This is a genomic window from Pedobacter sp. 05T44 (genome assembly GCF_056395985.1).
Window position 1 is genome coordinate 504,267 of record NZ_JBFTKO010000002.1, and the last position, 19,596, is coordinate 523,862.

Genomic DNA, 19,596 nt, shown 5'->3' on the forward strand with positions numbered 1-19,596 from the left:
GAAAATGAAGAATTTATTTAGAAATATATTAACGGTAGCCACTGTTGCTACTTTAATTTCGGGATGTTCTCTTGCAGGGCTGGACTTGCAGGAAAACTACGACAGGGTTCCGCATACTGTAGACCCAAAGATCTATAAGAGTACATGGCAATACCTAAAGGACAGATCCAGAGGGGCTAATAGCGAGGCAAGGATATTTGACAGGATGATGGAAGCTATTGAGTATTCCGGGATAGATACAAATGAATACAAAAAGCCGAACAGAACATTTATACTGCTAAATAACGGTGCTGTTACTGGTACCAACTTTTGGGGTACCTATAAAATAAATAATAAAGTTGCGACAAAATGGGACGATTATCCTAAAGAGTTTGTTAAAAACTACCTCTTGTATCTTATTGTGGAGGGACAGCATGATCACTTTACCATTCCTGCGCTTCAAACAATAGAAGGCAATACACTGGCACCAAAAGGCTACTGGAATCAGTTACCGGTGGGTATTACATCAACCAGTGTTTTTTTGCCTAACCCTAATTCAATTATGACCATTAAGGTGCTTAATTCATCGCCATCTAATACCTCTGATTATCCGATTGTGTTAAATGAGGTATTGAATGTTAGAACCAGCAGCATACAGGCAACAAATGGCTCCATACATGTAATTGGGGGAGTATTAACCACAAGTATTCCTGAATAGTCCTTAGAAACCGATTATACCTATAAATTATATTGATAAAAGTGAAAAAATACAGACTGATACTCTTTTTAGGATTGCTGATTTGCAACCAATACTTATTTGCACAACAAAAACAACGTTTATCCGGAAACTGGGAATATTTAAAAGGCGATCTGGGAGGTGTTTGGGAAGCGGTAAGGCCAGTTAAGGAAGGCAATCCGGAAAGTGTTCCGTTTTGGCAGAAGGTTACGCTACCGCATTGCTTTAATGCTACCGATGCGGTAGATCCTGATGTGAATTACTATCAGGGGCCAGGCTGGTATCGTACACAGCTAACAATTGCCAACCCATACCAAAAGGGAAGAACTTTGCTTCACTTTGAGGGTGCCGGACAAAAAACACAGGTTTACATCTACAACAAAAAGGTAGGTGAACATGTTGGCGGCTACGATGAATTCACTATTGATATAACAGATGAGGTGGAGGCCTTCAAAAAAAATGAAGTCTTTCAAAAGGAATTTAAGGGCAAAATTCCTGTAGAAATACGCTGCGACAATTCAAGGGATCTGGAAATGATCCCTTCCAGCTTATCCGATTTTAATGTATATGGTGGTTTGTACCGCTATGTAAATTTGGTTTATACTCCACAGGTATCTTTAGATAAAGTATTTGCCGATGCAAGCGTTGATGCAAAAGGCGGTTCAGGTAGATTAACGGTGGCGGCCAGATTATTAAACCCGGATGGGATTGATACAATTTCTGTAAAGATTAATCTTAAAGATCCGCAGGGTAATGTAATCTCGAGCTGGAAAAAGGAAATCAGGGCTTTTACAGGCGATAAGGTGCTTTGGGATACCGTGGTTAAAAACCCAAAACTCTGGTCTACCGATCAACCCAATCTTTACACCGTTGAAACTATTGTGAACGTTAAAAGCGAAACAAGTGTTCACCAGGAAAAGATCGGGTTCAGAAATTTCGAGTTCGTAAAAAAGGGCCCTTTCATGCTGAATGGCAAAAGAATGCTGTTAAGAGGAACGCACAGGCACGAAGATCATGCCGGAGTAGCGCAGGCAATGACCGAGGACATGATAAAGCAGGAAATGATGATGATGAAAGATATGGGCGTAAACTTTATCCGCCTGGGCCATTATCAGCAATCGAGAATAGTGCTTGATCTGTGCGACAGCCTGGGAATATTGGTATGGGAGGAAATTCCATGGTGCCGTGGCGGTTTAGGTGGCGATATTTATAAAGATCAGGCACGCAGGATGCTGACCAATATGATTGAGCAGCATTACAATCATGCCTCAATAATTATCTGGGGGCTTGGCAATGAAAATGACTGGCCAGGGGATTTTGCTGAATTTGAGAAGGACAAGATCAGGGCTTTTATGAAAGAGTTAAACGACCTTTCGCATAAGCTGGATCCATCAAGGAAAACAGCGATTAGAAGATGTGATTTCTGCAAAGACATTGTTGATGTTTATTCGCCTTCTATATGGGCAGGTTGGTACCGTGGTATTTATACGGAGTATAAGGAAGCCTCTAAAAAGGAATTTGAAAGTGTAGACCATTTTCTGCATGTAGAATGGGGTGGCGATAGTCATGCCGGCCGCCATTCTGAGAGTCCGGATAAAGCATTAAGCCTGGTTAAAACAGGCGTAGGGGCAGATGAAAGAGAAGGTGATGCATCATTATATGGAGGTAGTGCAAGGGTATCTAAGGATGGCGACTGGAGCGAAAGCTATATTGTGAACCTGATAGACTGGCATTTAAAAGAGCAGGAATCTATGCCTTGGTTAACAGGTACAGCGTACTGGCCATTTAAAGATTTCTCTACACCAATTCGTCCGGATAATCCTGTTCCTTATGTGAATCAAAAAGGGGTTGTAGAGCGAGACTTTACCAAAAAAGAATCTTACTATGTTTTTCAGGCCTATTGGACAAAAATGCCGATGGTACATATTTACGGACATTCATGGCCGGTAAGATGGGGAGATGCAGGAGAGGAAAAAATGGTTAAAGTATATTCTAATTGCGATGAAGCTGAGCTTTTTGTGAACGGTAAAAGTTTGGGCAAGAAAAAACGAAACATTAAAAGCTTCCCGGCGCTGGGTTTAAGGTGGATGGTGAAACTAAATGAAGGAACCAATAACTTTAAAGTAGTGGCTACTAAGGATGGTAAGACTATAACGGATGAGATCAGTCAACAGTACCAGACTGCAAAATGGACTAAACCGGCTAAAATGGTATTAGAAAAAGTTTCAGAAAAAGAAGGAGTTGCAACAATTCAGGTAAAATTGACTGATGATAAAGGTATATTGTGTCTGGATGCCGCAAATTACATCACATTTGGCTTAATTGGAGATGGAAGTCTGGTAGACGATCAGGGGACTTCCAGCGGATCGAGAAAAGTGCAGCTAAGTAACGGGCATGCAATTATTAGTGTAAAACTAAATGGCGGAAAAAGCGTAGCCAGTGTTAAGGCAACTGGAATACCTTCTGCATTTATAGAACTTTAAATGAGTACAATGAAATTAAAGCAGGCTTTATTATCAGGCGCTATCCTAATGAGTATCGGCGCAGAGGCACAAACAAATAACCTTAAATTGTGGTATAATAAACCGGCAAAGGCCTGGGAAGAGGCATTGCCTTTAGGCAATGGTAAAACCGGCGCAATGGTTTATGGTCGCGTAAACCGCGAGCGCATCCAGTTAAACGACAATACACTTTGGTCTGGCTTTCCAGATGCTGGCAACAATGTTAACGGTCCGCAGGTTTTGCCTCAGGTTCGTAAAGCAATTTTTGAAGGCAATTACGATCAGGCTGCCCTACTTTGGAAAAAGATGCAGGGTCCATATTCGGCAAGGTATTTACCATTGGGCGAGCTTTATATTCTGGATAACCGCAAGGATAGTGTAACCACATCATACAAAAGAGAACTGGATATCAATACCGCCATTTCTGCAGTGAATTATACTATTGATGGGGTAACTTACAAAAGAGAAGTTTTTACCAGTTATCCGGATAAAGCATTACTGGTGAGGATAACCTCCAGCAAGCCGGGTGCTTTAAACTTTAAAGCCGGGTTAGCAAGTAAGCTGCGGTTTAATGTTAATGGTGCAGATCAGAACGGGCTTATCCTTACAGGGAAGGCACCAAAATATGTAGCAAACAGAGATTACGATCCGAAACAAATAGAATACGATGAGCAATCGGGAGAGGGGATGAACTTCGAGATTCGTATTAAAGTAAAAAATGAAGGGGGTACCGTAAAAATCAATAACCAGCAGGTAGAAGTAGCCAATGCAAATGCAGTGACGATATACTTGTCAGAGGCCACGAGTTTTAACGGCTTTGATAAATCTCCCGGTTTAAACGGCAAAGACCCTTCCGTTGAAACTAAAGCAAATCTGGACAAGGTTTATGCAAAAGCATATAATGATTTAAAAGCTAAGCATGTTGCCGATTATCAGCAGTTGTTTAAAAGAGTAGGGTTTCAGCTAAAAGCAAACCCTGCGGCAGAACAGCAACCCACAAATGAGCGTTTGCTGCAATATGCAAAGAACAAAAACGATCAGGGATTGCAAACATTGTATTATCAGTTTGGCAGGTATTTAATGATTGCAGCATCCAGACCAGGTTCACGACCTTCCAATTTGCAGGGAATCTGGAATGATATGGTACAACCACCTTGGGGCAGTAATTATACCACAAACATTAATACCGAGATGAATTACTGGCTGGCAGAAAACACAAACCTTTCTGAATGTCACGAGCCGCTGTTTAATTTTATGAAGGAGTTGGCGGTAAATGGCGCTAAAACAGCCAAGGTTAATTATAATATAAACAAGGGCTGGGTGGTACACCACAACTCTGATCTTTGGGCTAAGAGCTCCCCTCCAGGTGGTTACGATTCAGACCCTAAGGGGATGCCAAGATGGTCTGCATGGCCTATGAGTGGTGCCTGGTTTAGCACCCATTTATATGAGCATTACCAATTTACTGGCGACAAAGTTTTCTTAAAAAATACCGCTTATCCATTAATGAAAGGAGCTGCCGAGTTTATGCTGCAATGGCTCATTAAGGACCCTAACAGCAATTATTTAATCACAAATCCGTCTACCTCTCCTGAAAATACGGTAAAAATAAAAGGTAAAGAATATCAGCTCTCTATGGCCTCAACCATGGATATGTCTATTCTGCGACAGCTTTTTACAGATATTATTGCTTCCTCGGAAGCCTTAAATGAGGATGCAGATTTTAGAGCAGAGCTGATCGCTGCACGCGAGAAGCTGTATCCGTTTCATATTGGTCAGTATGGTCAGTTACAGGAATGGTTTCAGGATTGGGATGATCCAAAAGATACCCATCGACACATCTCTCATTTGTTTAGCTTATATCCCGGGAATCAGATTTCTGTATTTGAAACACCTGAACTGGCGAGCGCTGCAAAACAATCTATGATATACAGAGGAGATGTAAGCACAGGATGGTCTATGGCCTGGAAAATAAACTGGTGGGCCAGGTTACAGGATGGCAATCATGCCTATAAAATACTGGAAGATGCTTTTGCCTATATAGACCCCACAAAAGAAAAGGAACAAATGAGCGGAGGTGGAACTTATCCCAATCTCTTTGATGCACATCCTCCATTTCAGATTGATGGAAACTTTGGTGCAACGGCAGGCATGACCGAAATGCTTTTACAAAGTCAGGACGGGATGCTAAGCTTATTGCCAGCCTTACCAGATGCCTGGAAAGAAGGGAGCATAAAAGGAATTAAAGCCAGGGGCAATTTTGTTGTAAACCTTGATTGGAAGAACGGAAAGCTTGCACAAGCACTTATAAAGTCGGAAATTGGTGGTAACTGCCGCCTAAGAACCTTGCAAAAAGTAAAGGTGGTGGAAGCAGATGCACAGCATGTGAACGGATCAAACCCAAATCTACTTACACAACTACCGTACAAACCGCAATATAAGAACAATGCTAAATCTGCTTTGCAATCTGTTCCGGTACAGCAAGGCTATATAGTTGATTTTAAAACAGAAAAAGGAAAAACCTATAAAATAATTACCCTATAAAATTGCCTTCATGAACAAAATATTTAAATACCCGATGTATCTGTTGCTCTTACTTTTAACTACTGATCTTGCCGCACAGGATATTAAATGGGAAGTAGTGGCTCCAGGTGTATGGAAAGGCAGTGTCGGGAAACCAGAGGCTTATAACCTATTAACTGCTTCAGGTGCTACACCATCTGCTGATGGACTAAAAAACATGGGTGATGCACCATTCCCATTTGAAAAAAGCGAAATCACCGGAAAACTATCAGATGGTAAAACCTATCTGCGCTTTCCATTAGATAAAAAAGAGCAGCTTTATGGCTTTGGATTAAACTTCCAAACGGTGCACCAGCGCGGTAAAATCCTTGAACTCCATGTAGATCATTATGGAGGTAAAGACAATGGACGCACCCATGCACCAACGCCATTTTACGTTTCATCTAATGGATACGGCGTTTTTGTAAATTCAGCACGTTATTTAAAAGTATTTGCAGGTTCCTCGGTTAAAAGAGATGGTGCCAACGTGCCTGAAGCCAAAGATCGTAATACAGATAAAAGCTGGTCGGCCCGCCCTTATTCTGATGGTGTAGAGATACTTGTTCCTGCAGAAGGTGTAGAGTTTTATGTTTTTGCAGGCCCAAAACCATTAGATGCCGTTCGTAGGTATAACCTGCTTAATGGAGGTGGTGTGTTGCCACCACGTTGGGGTTTAGGTTTTACACAGCGGGTTAAAACCTTGTTTACTTCTAAGGATGTGGAAGACGAAGCTAAAGCATTTCAGGACAAAGGCTTTCCGTTAGATTTTATCGGACTGGAGCCGGGATGGCAAAGCAGAGCCTACCCATGCACATTTGAGTGGGATACTAAGCGCTATCCAGAACCTGCTGCTTTTGTAAAAGAGATGCTGGGTAAAGGCATCAGACTTAACCTGTGGACTAACCCTTATGTATCGCCGGAAGCGTCGATTTATAAGACAATTAAACCCTATACTGCTGACCATACGGTTTGGGTTGGGGCAGTTCCTGATCTAACCATGCCCGAGGCCCGCGATATTTTCTTCGGACAGCTTAAAAAGAGCCAGGTAGATATTGGCATAAGCGGATATAAATTTGATGAGGTAGATGGCTATGACCATTATTTATGGCCTGATGTAACGATATTCCCATCGGGTAAAAGTGCAGAGCAATTGCGCCAAACCTATGGCCTGCTTATTCAGCGCTACAGCGCTGCCTTATATCATGAGCGTAACCAACGTACTTATGGATTGGTACGGGCTTCTAATGGTGGTGGCAGTTCATTGCCTTATGTAATTTATAACGATTACTATAACCATGAAGATTTTATTACCGCTTTAATAAACAGCAGTTTTGCTGGGGTATTGTGGACTCCCGAAGCGAGGGCATCTAAAACCGGAGAGGAATGGTTGCGTCGTATGCAGTCGGTAGTTTTCTCGCCAATGGCAATGATCAATGCGTGGTCTAGCGGTACAAAACCGTGGTCGTACCCGGAAGTAGAACAGCAAGTGAAAGACATGGCAATTTTGCGTATGCAAATGATGCCTTACTGGTACAGCGAGTTTGCGAAATACCACTTTCAGGGAATCCCTCCGTTTAGGGCAATGAACCTGGAGGAAGGTTATCAATCTGATGTTAAAAAAGAAGTAAAAAGCACCAATCTTGAAGATAATCCTTATGTAGAGGCAGTGAGTAAAGAGGTTAAAGATCAGTACATGGCAGGCGAGTATCTGTTAGTTGCTCCTATGTTTACCGGAAAGCAAACGCGCACAGTAATATTTCCTAAAGGCAAATGGTTCGATTTTTATACCGGTAAATATGCGGGTGATGGAGAGGTGATCACTGTTACACCAGGACTGGATAAAATACCTGTATATGTTAAAGACGGTGGCATTATCCCAATGGGGCCGGCCTTACTACATGCACCAAAACCTAACGAAAAAGTAAATCTGGAAATCAGGTATTATGGTAGCAAGCCTGCAAAATATCAGCTTTATGATGATGATGGTGAGACCTTTAATTATGAAAAAGGAGGGTATAGCTTTAGAGAGATCAGCATCTCTAAAACAGCAGGTGGTAAACTGAAAACAAGTATATCTAAAGCCGAAAACGGAAAGCCAAATACAATTGATAAAGTAACTTTTAAAGCAATGACCAATTAGCAGCAATGATTAGAAAATTCGTACTTATCTTCTTTACAGCCATAGTGGTAATGATGGTGCAGCAATCGTGTTCATCCATAAAAAAAGCGCCTGTTAATGTGTTAAAAACGCAGATAATGGAGCAGGCCAACTGGGCTATGCAGCAAGAACCGGTTACCGTTACAGCCGAAACTTCCTTAAGAAGTGCAGGTGGTAAGCACGACTTCTATTCGGAGGGCGACTACTGGTGGCCTGATCCTAAAGATGCAAACGCGCCTTATATTCAAAAAGATGGGATGACCAATCCGGATAATTTTGTTGCCCATCGGTTGGCGATGATCCGGTTCAGCAAAATCATTGGAGCACTTGCATCTGCTTATAAAATAACAGGAGATGATAAATATGTAAAGCAGGCAATGGTTCATTTAGAAGCCTGGTTTATAAATGCTGCTACTTTAATGAATGCAAACCTGCAATATGCACAGGCAATTAAAGGCAGGTTTACAGGCAGAGGGATAGGAATAATTGATACCATACAACTATTAGAGGTTGCACAAGGTGTTATAGTGATGCAACAGGTACTAGATCCAAAGGTTTTATCGGGAACCAGAAAATGGTTTACAGAATACCTGGGCTGGTTAATGAGCCATCCTTATGGCAAAGCAGAAATGAATGCTCAGAACAATCATGGAACCTGCTTTACCATGCAGGTCGCATCCTTTGCTAAACTTACAGGGGATGAGAAATTGCTTAACTTTTGCAAAGAAAGGTATAAAACAGTGTTGTTGCCAGATCAAATGGCGGTAGATGGAAGCTTTCCGAGAGAACTGTCGAGAACAAAACCTTATGGTTATTCCATTTTTAATTTAGATGCCATGACTACGCTTTGCCAGATACTTTCTACTAAAACCGATAATTTATGGGAGTATAAGACGGTTGACGGGAAATCTATTGAGAAGGGGATTAGCTATCTTTATCCTTACCTGGCTGATAAAAGCAAGTGGACTTTAAAACCTGATGTGATGTATTGGGAAAACTGGCCCGTTGCACAGCCAGCTTTGATATTTGGAGCACAGGCATTTCATAAAACAGAATGGTTAAACACCTGGTTAAAGCTGGAGCATGACCCAAAAGTAGAAGAAGTAATCAGAAACCTACCGGTAAGAAATCCTTTGATATGGCTAAACTAAACTATAAAAACATTTCTTTATTTCTATTACTTCTGCTATTGTGCAGCACCGCACAGAGTCAGGTTTCGGGAGATGAAGATGTAAACATGTTTAATCAGGCCTTGCAAAGAGATCAGAAAGCCATAGATGCAGCAACAGCAGGATGGTGGCGCAAATCTATGAAAACGCACGATCAGCGCATCGCGTGGTGGCGAGAGGCACGCTTTGGAATGTTCATTCATTGGGGACTTTACTCAAACCCTGCGGGAGAGTGGAAAGGCAAAAAAGTAAATGGCTATTCGGAACATTTGATGCGGAAAGAAAAGATCACAAGGGCCGCATATCTTGATCTGGCACATGAATTTAACCCATTAAAATTTAATGCCGAAGAATGGATTTTAAAAGCAAAGAATGCTGGTGTGGGGTACTTTATCATTACCGCTAAACATCACGATGGCTTTGCAATGTATGACAGTAAAGTGTTCGATTTTAATGTAATGCAACAAACACCGTTTAAGAGAGATCCAATGGCGGAACTGGCAGCAGCAGCTAAAAAGTACAACATGAAGTTTGGATTTTATTATTCTCATGCTTTTGACTGGGAACATCCCGATGCACCCGGAAACGACTGGGAATACCAAAATCCCGGAGGTGATAAATTATTGGGTGGTGCAAACTGGTTCGATAGTCACCCGGAATGGCTTCCTAAAGCTGTGAAATATGTAGATCAAAAGGCCATTCCTCAAATAAAAGAGTTAATTAACAAGTATCATCCCGATATACTTTGGTTTGATACCCCACATAAACTACCGCTTTCTGAAAATCTGAGGATACTGGAAGCCATCCGTGAAACAGATCCAAATATCGTTGTCAACGGCAGACTTGCAAGAAGTAATTACGGCAACTTTGGCGATTACCTAAACACGGGCGATAGGCCAGCCGAACTGAGAACGGTAGAAGGCGACTCAGAGGCAATTCCAACAACGAATGAGTCGTATGGTTACTCAAAACACGACAACAGTCATAAATCTCCTAAATTCTTTATACAACTTCTGGCAACCAGTGCTTCAAGGGGTGGTAATCTTTTAATGAATATTGGTCCAAAAGGCGATGGTAGTTTTGATGAAAAAGATATCAGGATATTAGATGAAATAGGAACCTGGATGAAAACCAATTCAGCCAGCATTAAAGGCACAAAACGTTCAGCCTTACCTATCCCTGCATGGGGTGTTATTACTCAGAAAGCTAACCTGCTTTACCTTCATGTATTTGACTGGCCAGCGGATGGTAATCTGCTTGTTGGAGGCTTAAAGAGCAATGTAAGTAACGCTTATCTTTTGGCGGATCCTTCGGAAAAGAAATTGATAATCAAACGCTTAACGCCTGAAGATGCTGTAGTCACTTTGCCTCAAAAAGTGCCAGATGCTATTGATGCTGTTGTTGTACTGGAAGTAAAAGGCAATATACTTGCCGATACGGTAAGACGGTTAGTAAAAAACACTACCAACAGACTGCTTGCTTTTGATGCCCAACTGCATGGTAAGAAATTTACTTTTGGCGATGGTAAAGCAGACCGCTATTATGTGGATGGGTGGAGGCTAAAGGACCAATACCTATCGTGGACCTTAAAATCACTTCAAGCAGCCAAATATAAAGTAGTAGTTAAATATATTGCAGGCTCAACTTCTGGAGCTGCTTATGAAATCCAATTGGGAACTACTAAAATTAACACATCCGTAGTTCCTCCGGCCGATGGAATGGTAACCTCACAGGATGCAGGTGTTATTTCGGCGTCGGTGGGTATACAACTGCTTACCATTAAACCAACACAAATTAAAGGAGCTGAGCTAATGAAACTGTTAGAGGTACAGCTAATTCCTATTCAATAAAACCTATAAAGCATTACCCAATCATGAATAAATATATTTCTACCGCACTTATTTTATCTGTTTTTCAATTACCATCCCTTGCGCAAAAGATCAATGTAAAAAAGGCATTTGAGCAGGCATCGCAACAAACAGAGTTGATGCTTAAAGAAGTAGATCAGGCAAAGGCAGCTTCCGGTAAATCCGAACTGGTTTCGCCCAGAACGTTAGATCATGGCAATTTAAAACTGGTAGCCTCCAAAGACTGGACAAGCGGTTTTTTCCCAGGAGAACTATGGTTTTTATACGAATATACAGGTAAAGAAAACTGGCTGACACAGGCAAAGAAATTTTCTGCTGACATAGAAAAGGAAAAGCTAAATGGCGTAACCCACGATATGGGGTTTAAAGTGTACTGCAGTATCGGAACCGGATACAGGCTTACCAAAGATCCACACTACAAAGAAGTAATTATCGAATCTGCGCAGACATTGAGTAAAAGATTTAATCCTAAAACTGGAGTGATCCGATCATGGGATCATAGTACGGATAAGTGGGTGAACCCGGTAATTATAGACAATATGATGAATCTGGAACTGCTTTTTGAAGCAACTAAGCTTACGGGTGATTCATCATTCTATAAAATTGCTGTGAGCCATGCCAACACTACGATGAAGAATCATTTCCGTGCAGATTATAGCTCTTATCATGTTATCGATTATGATCCAAACACAGGGGCGGTTTTAAAAAAGAATACCCATCAGGGATATAGTCATGAATCGGCATGGGCAAGAGGGCAGGCATGGGCGCTGTATGGTTATACTATGTGTTATCGCTATACAAAAGATCCAGCATATTTAAATCAGGCAGAGCATGTTACAGCCTTTATTCTTAATCACAAAAACATGCCAAAAGACCTGGTGCCTTACTGGGACTTTGATGCCCCTGGTATACCTAATGAGCCTCGAGATGCTTCTGCTGCTGCAGTAATTGTGTCTGGTCTTTACGAATTAAGCAAATATAGCAGCAATAAGAATTTATATAAAAGTAAAGCCAATCTCATGTTGCAGAGTTTAAGCACAAAGTATATTTCACCTGAAGGAGAGAATAAGGGCTTTATTTTATTACACAGTACAGGTTCAAAGCCATCTAACAGCGAAGTAGATGTACCGATTTCTTATGCAGATTATTATTATCTGGAAGCACTTTTAAGATACAAAGCATTAAATAAATAAGCCAATTAGGCTGAACGATAGGCAAAAAACAAAGAGTATTAACCAGTTATTACTCCCTAATTTAGGTATTGCTCAATTACATTTATCAAAATATAACATGCGTAGAATACTATTTTCAATAACGTTAGCGCTTCTCTTTCTGGGACAAACAGGCTACAGTCAGAAACAATTATCTAAAGATGAACGTATGAAATGGTGGCGAGAGGCCAAGTTTGGAATGTTCATTCACTGGGGTGTTTACGCACAGTTTGCAGGGGTTTATAAAGGTCATGAACAACTTAGGGGTGGGGCCGAATGGATCATGAACCGTTCTAAAATCCCGGTAGCCGAATATCAGGAAATGGCTAAAAGTTTTAATCCTGTAAAATACGATCCGGATGCATGGGTAAAAATGGCAAAAGACGCAGGCATGAAATATATCATCATTACTGCTAAACATCATGATGGATTTGCCTTGTTTAACTCAAAAGCCAGCAAGTGGGACATAACTGATGCCACGCCATACGGTAAAGATCTGTTAAAGCCTTTGGCTGAAGCTTGTAAAAAGCAAGGAATGAAACTTGGCTTTTACTACTCGCAGGCCCAAGATTGGAATAACGCAGGAGGATCTGCAGCAAGAAAGGTAATGACTGAAGGCTGGTTAAATCCGGACTCGGCAAAGGTCGACGCTTACACTGAAGCTCATCATGGACATTGGGATCCTGCCCAGGAAACCAAATCCTTTGCTCAGTATATTGATGAGGTATCGGTACCTCAGGTTAAAGAACTGATGACCAATTATGGCGATATAGCGGTGCTATGGTGGGATACCCCAACAAACATGACAGATGAAGCAGCGTTGAAATTACAGGATGCCTTAAAAACACAACCTCAGATTATTACCAACGACCGTTTAAAACGTCCTAATTTTCCGGGAGATACCAAAACTCCTGAACAAAAAATACCCAATCAGGCAGAGTTGGATGGAATGGACTGGGAAACCTGCATGACCATGAACGGAACCTGGGGATTTAGAACTTCAGATACCAAATGGAAATCGACAGAAACGCTGATCAGAAACCTTGCCGATATTGCCTCTAAAGGTGGTAATTACCTATTGAACATAGGGCCTAAGCCAGATGGAACTTTTCCTGAGGAAAGCATAGAACGATTAAAAGCCATTGGCAATTGGATGAAAGTAAATAGCGAAGCGATTTACGCGACCAAATCAAGTCCGATACCCCCGCTAGAATGGGGACGCTGTACCCGAAAAGAAACAGCCAAAGGTACCACGCTTTATTTCTCTGTATTTAATTGGCCATCAGATGGCAAATTGGTTATTCCTAATCTTAAAAATGAAGTGCTTTCAGCTACATTGTTAGCCACAAAAAGCAAGCTGAAAACCGCTACAGAAAATGGTGTTTTAACCATAGCACTACCTTCGGCAGCGCCAGATGCAATTGCAAGTGTAATAAAGGTTGAGTTTGAAGGTATTGTTGGAAATCAAATTCAGACGAAGCCCAAAGAAGCAATGAAAACAGGAGCACTAGATTAATTATAATGAAGAAAAATATAGTTCTGGGATTAATCCTTTTTCTGGGATTTAACTCTGCTTTAAGCGCAAAAGAATACAAAATAAAATCGGCTAAAGATCTGGAAGTTTTACATTTAAAACCAGGTGATAAGGTGATTATGCAAGTCGGAGAATGGAAAGATCAGCAATTGGTATTTAAAGGAACAGGCACCAAAAATCAGCCTGTTACTCTTACCAGCGCAACACCCGGCAGTATCACACTAAGTGGAAATTCTACGCTTAAAATTGATGGTGCATGGCTGGTCGTGGATGGTCTTTCCTTTGCAAATGGATATATCGACAAGGGTGATGTAGTACTATTCTCAACCAAATCAACATGGTGCAGACTAACGAATACTGCTATTGTTGAATATAATAACCCAGATAAAACAGCTGATTATCGATGGATATCTATGAATGGTTTTAATAACAGGGTAGATCATTGCTTTATCAAAGGTAAAAGCCATCAGGGGGTTACCCTTACGGTATGGCTGTCAGACAAGCCTAACTACCACAGAATAGACCATAACTATTTTGGAGAAAGACCGGAATTGGGAGGTAATGGCGGTGAAACTTTAAGGATAGGTAACAGCACCTGGTCCCTTCATGATTCAAAGACCATCATTGAAAACAACATATTTGAACATTGCGACGGAGAATTGGAAGCTGTATCTATTAAATCGTGCAAAAATATTATCCGCAACAACCTGTTTTATGAATGTAAAGCAACACTTACCCTGCGCCATGGCAATAACTCAGAAGTATACGGAAACTACTTTATAGGCAACAATAAACCAGGTACAGGCGGAATAAGGATAATTGCCGAAGGGCATAACGTGCACGACAATTACCTGCAAGGTATTACAGGAAAGAGTGTTAGCGCAGCAATTTCTATTATGGCCGGATTACCAAATCCGGAACTTAAAAGCCACTGGCAGGTTAAAAACGCAAGTATCATCAACAACCTGATCATTAACGCTACTGAACCCTTTTCAATAAGTGCTGGTTATAATCCAGGCAGGTATTTGCCACCATTAAACACCATTTTCTCAAAAAATGTAATTGTAACCGAACATGAACCGCTAAAATGGAATGATAACAAGGTAGAAATTGAATTTAAAGACAACCTGATTGTAGGTAATAGTGCTTTTGGTGAGCTTCCAAGAGGTTTTGCTGTTCAAAATATTAAGTTAAAAAAGGATCAAAATGGATTGTACTTAAGGCCTGATGAGTTAGCCCATGAGCCTTTTTGGAAAACCGAAGCTATTGGCCCATCTTGGGAAAAAGGCATGACCGAGGTATTTAAAATCGAATAAAGGCAAAAATAACCGTTCTTTTCGGAGTCTGGAACCTTTTGCCCGCATCGCTAAAAAGGGCAAAAGTTCCTAGGCCTCCTCTAAGAAGGTGATTTTTTAGGAAAGCAGGAGTACTAGCATGTACAAGAGTTTAACCTGTCAGGTTTATTTTGTACTTCTTGCTTTCAACTGTGCTTTAAACAAAGAAGAAGGCTCCAAATCTGATTGGTTTAGACCTTCCCATTCTCCACTTTCTTTACCATCCAAGCGACCTTTTAGTTTTTTGCCTCGTAAACCTATTGCATAGTTTTTTCCAGAAACCCATGGGTTTTGTACTGCTGCGCCTGATACCTTGCAGTTCCATAATACCTGAGTTACACCCGACCAACCATGTCCGCTGCCCCAGTTGCCACGATCCTGCACATTAATTTCTCCATCGGTATCTATATTATCGTATAATGTTCCTGAAGCCCACCTGTGGTGTGGTCCAATATCGGCATGTGTTTTTCTGGATTTGCAGTTGTAAAAAACATTCGGTCCATTAACGCGGGCGCCTGTAACATAATCATGGCGTCCTTCAGTAGTTTCGAGATTCTGAAAAAGGTTTTGCTGACCTTCATTATTAAAAGAATATCTTCTGCCACCTGTAATGATAGATTTTGCATCAAAGCACTTAGAATCAGTTACTGTTATGTTTTTAGCACCTGGTCTAAGACTCACGCAGGAGTTGCCAAAATAGTAAGAACTCACATTCCTTACCCATCCATTTTCGATATGATCAAATTCAACTGCAACCCAGGCATGGTCTTCATCAACATCACCAACAAATTCCGATTCAAAACGCATGTTTTCTATTCCGTTTTCGGCTAATCTGCCTGCATACTGATATTTGAATACCTCACCACCACCGTATTTTTTATCCATAGACATTACAATCGGGTTGTCTATAGAAATCTTATTGCCGTTAATAGCCGTTATTTGTCGCTCATAACTAAGGTTGTATTCTTGTGCTGTCCATTGCTTTGTACCATCTCTGGCAATAATCTGATCCATCTTTAAGTCATGAATCCATGCTTCCGTTCCTGGTCTGAAAACTATTATACGATCGCCTTTTTTTAAGCCTTCTGATGATGCTATATTGAAAGATTTAGCACCTGTTGGTACATAGTCATCAACAATTTCTACCCTGCTGTTTTTTACTTCAATAACCTTTCCCTTTCCACTTACTTTAATTAGAGATCTTTGTCCTTTTCCGGTTGCAATAAGCTTTGTAACACCGCCCTCTCCGCGTAAAATGATACCACTTGTTTGTATAGAAATGCTTCCGGAAATGGGATAGCTCCCTTTCTTAAGTAGGATAGCCCCTCTATATCCATTTCTATCGGGTGCTAAAGCCGCAACTTCGTCAATAGCCTGCTGAATTGCCTTTCCTGCATCACCCTGTACCGGATTAAGGTTTTTAACTACTTTTATATCAGGTATTTCTATTAATCCATGATGATAGCCAACATTACTGAAATCAGGAATGGTATTTCCATTTTCATCGGGGATATAAGTAATGCTGCCATCCTTATTTACGGTAAGAAATTTTGACTTCCAAAAAGTGCCGTCCTTTTTAAAGGAAATGATAATGGGGTAGATAAACAGACAAGAGCTTATCAGAATAAGATAGAATGCCTTTAGTATGTTTTTGTTGCTGCTCATTTTTTAATATTACTGGTGCTTATTGTCAGTTGTACACATGCAATTGAGCAATAATTGAGGGATTTTTACTCTCTGTACTTGGCACAATAATCAACCGAGTTGGCATGTTGAAACAAAAAAGGCCCTGAACCATCCGGTTCAAAGCCTTTTAACTAAAAAATGTAACTCTAATGTTTTCCATGCCCATGACCATTGCCATGACCGTTTCCGTGTCCTCTTCCACGATCACCCTTCCAGCCTCTGTCGTTGCCTTTGTATTTTTTATACTTATAAGAATCGTGTCTGTCATAACCTCTATCTACATAGCGCACCTGACGGCTGTAACGAACCGGTTGAGAACGGTATGATCTGTATCTCGCATATCTTACCCTATGGTCTCTATAATAGCGATATGGCTCAGGTGAATTAATAACCACCTTATATCCATGGTATAAATCGTAATCTCTGTATCTTGGAGGTAGGCCCGCAGAGAAAGTCCAGTTCCCATTACTCAGGTAAATAAACTGTCTGGTAGGAACATAATAGTAACTCTCAATATCAGGCATATAATAATAATCAGCATGATCATAGCCTGAAGGGCCCCATGCGGGCTGAGAACCAATGTTTACGCTAAGGCTAACCTGAGCATCTGACTTGTTAGGCAAAAGCCCAATTGCCGCAAGTAATGTTAAAAATAATAGCTTTTTCATAACCAAATGTTTTAAGTGTGTGTTAAAAAATGGTAATAATGTTTATTGTAAATTAATGGTACCAATACTGGTATTCTGACCAGCTGTGACAGAAACATTAGGAATAGTAGTTTCTGCAAAACCCTCAACAGGTAATATTTTTACAGTATAGTTTCCTGTGGCTAACCCTCCAACAGTAAACATACCTGTAGCATTTGTTACAGTTCCAACGGTATCAGTTCCGGCGATAACCAAAACTTCCGGGTGACTTGTTAGTGGTAATACTACACCAGAAATTAAACCAGATGTTGCAACGGTAACACCTCTAACAACAGGTTTAAGTATATATTTTCCATTTCCAGTTGCAACAATAGATTTAGCTGCATCAAAGTCAAGAAGCAGAGAATAAGTAACCCCTGGCAACAATTCAGGATTTTCTGTAAGTTTTACTTTCCATCCAGAGCTTTGTGCACTAGGTGTTTTTAAATCTTGTACCTGGCCATCAACAACGATGGTATTGTTGTCATAAAGCACGAGTCTGATCTCAGTGATCTCGCCAGATGGCATATCGCCAGAGGCCACTAAGATATCAGGATTACTGGTGCCAATTCGAAAATCAAGAATGTTGAATATTCCATGATCAACCTCAAAGGTGTAAGGTTTACCGCCCGAAAGCAGAATTACTTGCTTTACATTTAAATTGATAGCGTCAAAATCTCCCGGAGCATCAGTCATCCTGATCTCTACCTTAGTAGTGCCAGAAGCCTGACTGTCTTTTTTACAACCTATAAGTGATGCTATTGCAATAACCAATACCATCAGGGTTGCATAAATTGTTTTGTTTTTCATAGTAGTAGAGTTTTAAATTCTTCAATTAATAACTCAAAGCTCAACTCTGAACATGAAAACAACATGAAATTCAAAAAATAATTTAATTCTTTTGAAATTTCATCTGAATTTCATGTTAGCTAACAACCTTTGTTATAGATATTGAGTGGCGCAGATGAACATGAATATGTTTTAGGAGGGGTTGAAAGTTTGCCTCGAAAGAGGTAAACTTTCTTTATATTTACATGATGAGCATTTCGATATATTTACAAACAATGGTCAGACACTTATTAACTGTAACAATAGCCATCTGTTTACTTGTTTCGCCTGCAGTATCAAATACTTTGGGAACCTCATCTCTGAAATCTTATAATCAGAAAAAAAAAGGTAAATCTGAACAAGCAGATCGTTCTAAAGGAGACAGGCAAAAGCAAGAGGTTAAGGAAGTGCCAAAATCAAGAAGACAACCAAAACCTGAGGTTGTTAAGCCCAAGGGGAGGCCAGATGTTAAACCCATCAAAGTAAGTCGCCCCAAAATTAAAAAACACTAGCCTGTATGAAATTACTATCCCTTAGTGTAATTATTTGCTTGCTAAGTATAAAAGTTAAGGCTCAAAAAGACATCGACTCTGCCGACACAAAAAAAACTACAATAACTTTGGCCGCTATATATAGCAATAACGTGAGTTACTATGGACAAACAACGGCCGAAAAGCTGCCTTATGTATTGGCCAATGCGACAGTAAGATTGCCTGTTGGTCTATATTTTTCTGCAGGTGCATATAAACTTTTAAGTGTTGGATCTGGTATTTCTGAAACAGATTTAGGAGTTGGTTATGATCATGATTTTAACGAAAGATTTACTGCCGGCGTAGGTTATAGCAGATCATTCTACCCAAAAAGTTCTCCATTATTACAAGCATCTAATGAGAATAATCTAAATGTAACAGCCGATTACAATTGGCCATGGTTTAAGAGTTCTTTATCTGCCGACTATGCTTTTGGACAAGAAAGCGATGTGTTTGCAGGATTAACAAATTCAAAACTAATAGAACTAGGTACGCTATTTAGTAAGGAAGATCTATTATCCATAGAACCTTCGATAGAAATAGTGGCAGGTACACAGCACTTTCTTAAAACTTATACGGAGCAGAAGAATAAAAAGAATAATGGTAATGGCAACGGAAATGGCAACGGTAATAGTAATGGAAATGGAAACGGAAATGGCAATAGTACAATAACCACTACTTTGCCGGCAACAAGTTTTGAACTTTTGTCGTACAATTTTAAAATACCATTGAGTTATAGTAGGTCAAGTTATATGGCCGAGGTCAGCTATCAGTTTTCTATTTTAGGTGCAAATGCCATTACTGAAGCTAAAAG

General features: G+C 40.5%; 14 protein-coding genes. 11 read left to right on the forward strand and 3 right to left on the reverse strand.

The annotated features are described in order from the left end of the window. The first annotated feature begins 4 nt into the window (after positions 1-4). The 9 genes from AC1DDK_RS06670 to AC1DDK_RS06710 all read left to right on the forward strand — a co-directional run bounded on the left by AC1DDK_RS06670 (position 5) and on the right by AC1DDK_RS06710 (position 15,034). On the forward strand, positions 5-697 hold the full coding sequence (locus tag AC1DDK_RS06670; protein ID WP_288883243.1) for a hypothetical protein: 693 nt from the start codon (positions 5-7) through the stop codon (positions 695-697). A gap of 41 nt (positions 698-738) precedes the next feature. Next, positions 739-3,198, forward strand: a complete 2,460-nt coding sequence (locus AC1DDK_RS06675) for a glycoside hydrolase family 2 TIM barrel-domain containing protein (protein WP_337716876.1) — start codon at positions 739-741, stop codon at positions 3,196-3,198. A 9-nt stretch (positions 3,199-3,207) separates the two neighbouring features. Then, a complete protein-coding gene (locus AC1DDK_RS06680) occupies positions 3,208-5,760 on the forward strand; it encodes a glycoside hydrolase family 95 protein (protein WP_337716878.1) in 2,553 nt (850 codons plus the stop codon). 10 nt (positions 5,761-5,770) lie between these two features. Then, entirely contained in the window at positions 5,771-7,918 is a 2,148-nt protein-coding gene (locus AC1DDK_RS06685) for a glycoside hydrolase family 31 protein (protein WP_337716880.1), read from the forward strand. 5 nt (positions 7,919-7,923) lie between these two features. Continuing rightward, complete coding sequence (locus AC1DDK_RS06690; protein WP_172660228.1) at positions 7,924-9,087, forward strand: alginate lyase family protein; 1,164 nt, start codon at positions 7,924-7,926, stop codon at positions 9,085-9,087. Beyond that, positions 9,075-10,955 carry an alpha-L-fucosidase gene (locus AC1DDK_RS06695; RefSeq protein WP_337716882.1) on the forward strand — a complete coding sequence of 627 codons (1,881 nt, stop codon included), beginning with the start codon at positions 9,075-9,077 and terminating at the stop codon, positions 10,953-10,955. The genes AC1DDK_RS06690 and AC1DDK_RS06695 overlap by 13 nt, the downstream gene beginning before the upstream one ends. Before the next feature lie 23 nt (positions 10,956-10,978). Further along, positions 10,979-12,166: a glycoside hydrolase family 88 protein gene (locus AC1DDK_RS06700; protein ID WP_337716884.1), complete on the forward strand. Its 1,188-nt coding sequence runs from the start codon at positions 10,979-10,981 to the stop codon at positions 12,164-12,166. Between the two features lie 97 nt (positions 12,167-12,263). Further along, positions 12,264-13,700 (forward strand): alpha-L-fucosidase, encoded by a 1,437-nt coding sequence (locus tag AC1DDK_RS06705; RefSeq protein ID WP_337716886.1) that lies wholly within the window; start codon positions 12,264-12,266, stop codon positions 13,698-13,700. A gap of 5 nt (positions 13,701-13,705) precedes the next feature. Then, positions 13,706-15,034, forward strand: a complete 1,329-nt coding sequence (locus AC1DDK_RS06710) for a polysaccharide lyase 6 family protein (RefSeq protein WP_288883256.1) — start codon at positions 13,706-13,708, stop codon at positions 15,032-15,034. Positions 15,035-15,178: 144 nt separating this feature from the next. On the opposite strand, the gene AC1DDK_RS06715 is transcribed toward AC1DDK_RS06710, so the two are convergent. From AC1DDK_RS06715 to AC1DDK_RS06725, 3 genes are all read right to left on the reverse strand, one after another. Next, on the reverse strand, positions 15,179-16,717 hold the full coding sequence (locus AC1DDK_RS06715) for a hypothetical protein (RefSeq protein ID WP_246269457.1): 1,539 nt from the start codon (positions 16,715-16,717) through the stop codon (positions 15,179-15,181). A gap of 167 nt (positions 16,718-16,884) precedes the next feature. Beyond that, positions 16,885-17,406, reverse strand: coding sequence for a hypothetical protein (locus AC1DDK_RS06720; protein ID WP_172660233.1), 522 nt, complete (start codon positions 17,404-17,406; stop codon positions 16,885-16,887). Between the two features lie 42 nt (positions 17,407-17,448). Beyond that, positions 17,449-18,234: a DUF4382 domain-containing protein gene (locus AC1DDK_RS06725; RefSeq protein WP_172660234.1), complete on the reverse strand. Its 786-nt coding sequence runs from the start codon at positions 18,232-18,234 to the stop codon at positions 17,449-17,451. A 254-nt stretch (positions 18,235-18,488) separates the two neighbouring features. Here AC1DDK_RS06725 and AC1DDK_RS06730 point away from each other — a divergent pair, with 254 nt between their 5' ends. Both AC1DDK_RS06730 and AC1DDK_RS06735 read left to right on the forward strand, forming a co-directional pair. Continuing rightward, the gene (locus AC1DDK_RS06730) at positions 18,489-18,764 is read left to right on the forward strand and encodes a hypothetical protein (RefSeq protein ID WP_172660235.1); all 276 of its coding nucleotides are present in this window, start codon (positions 18,489-18,491) and stop codon (positions 18,762-18,764) included. Between the two features lie 5 nt (positions 18,765-18,769). After that, positions 18,770-19,596 (forward strand): hypothetical protein (locus AC1DDK_RS06735; RefSeq protein WP_477633870.1); only part of this gene is annotated, 827 nt, incomplete at its 3' end.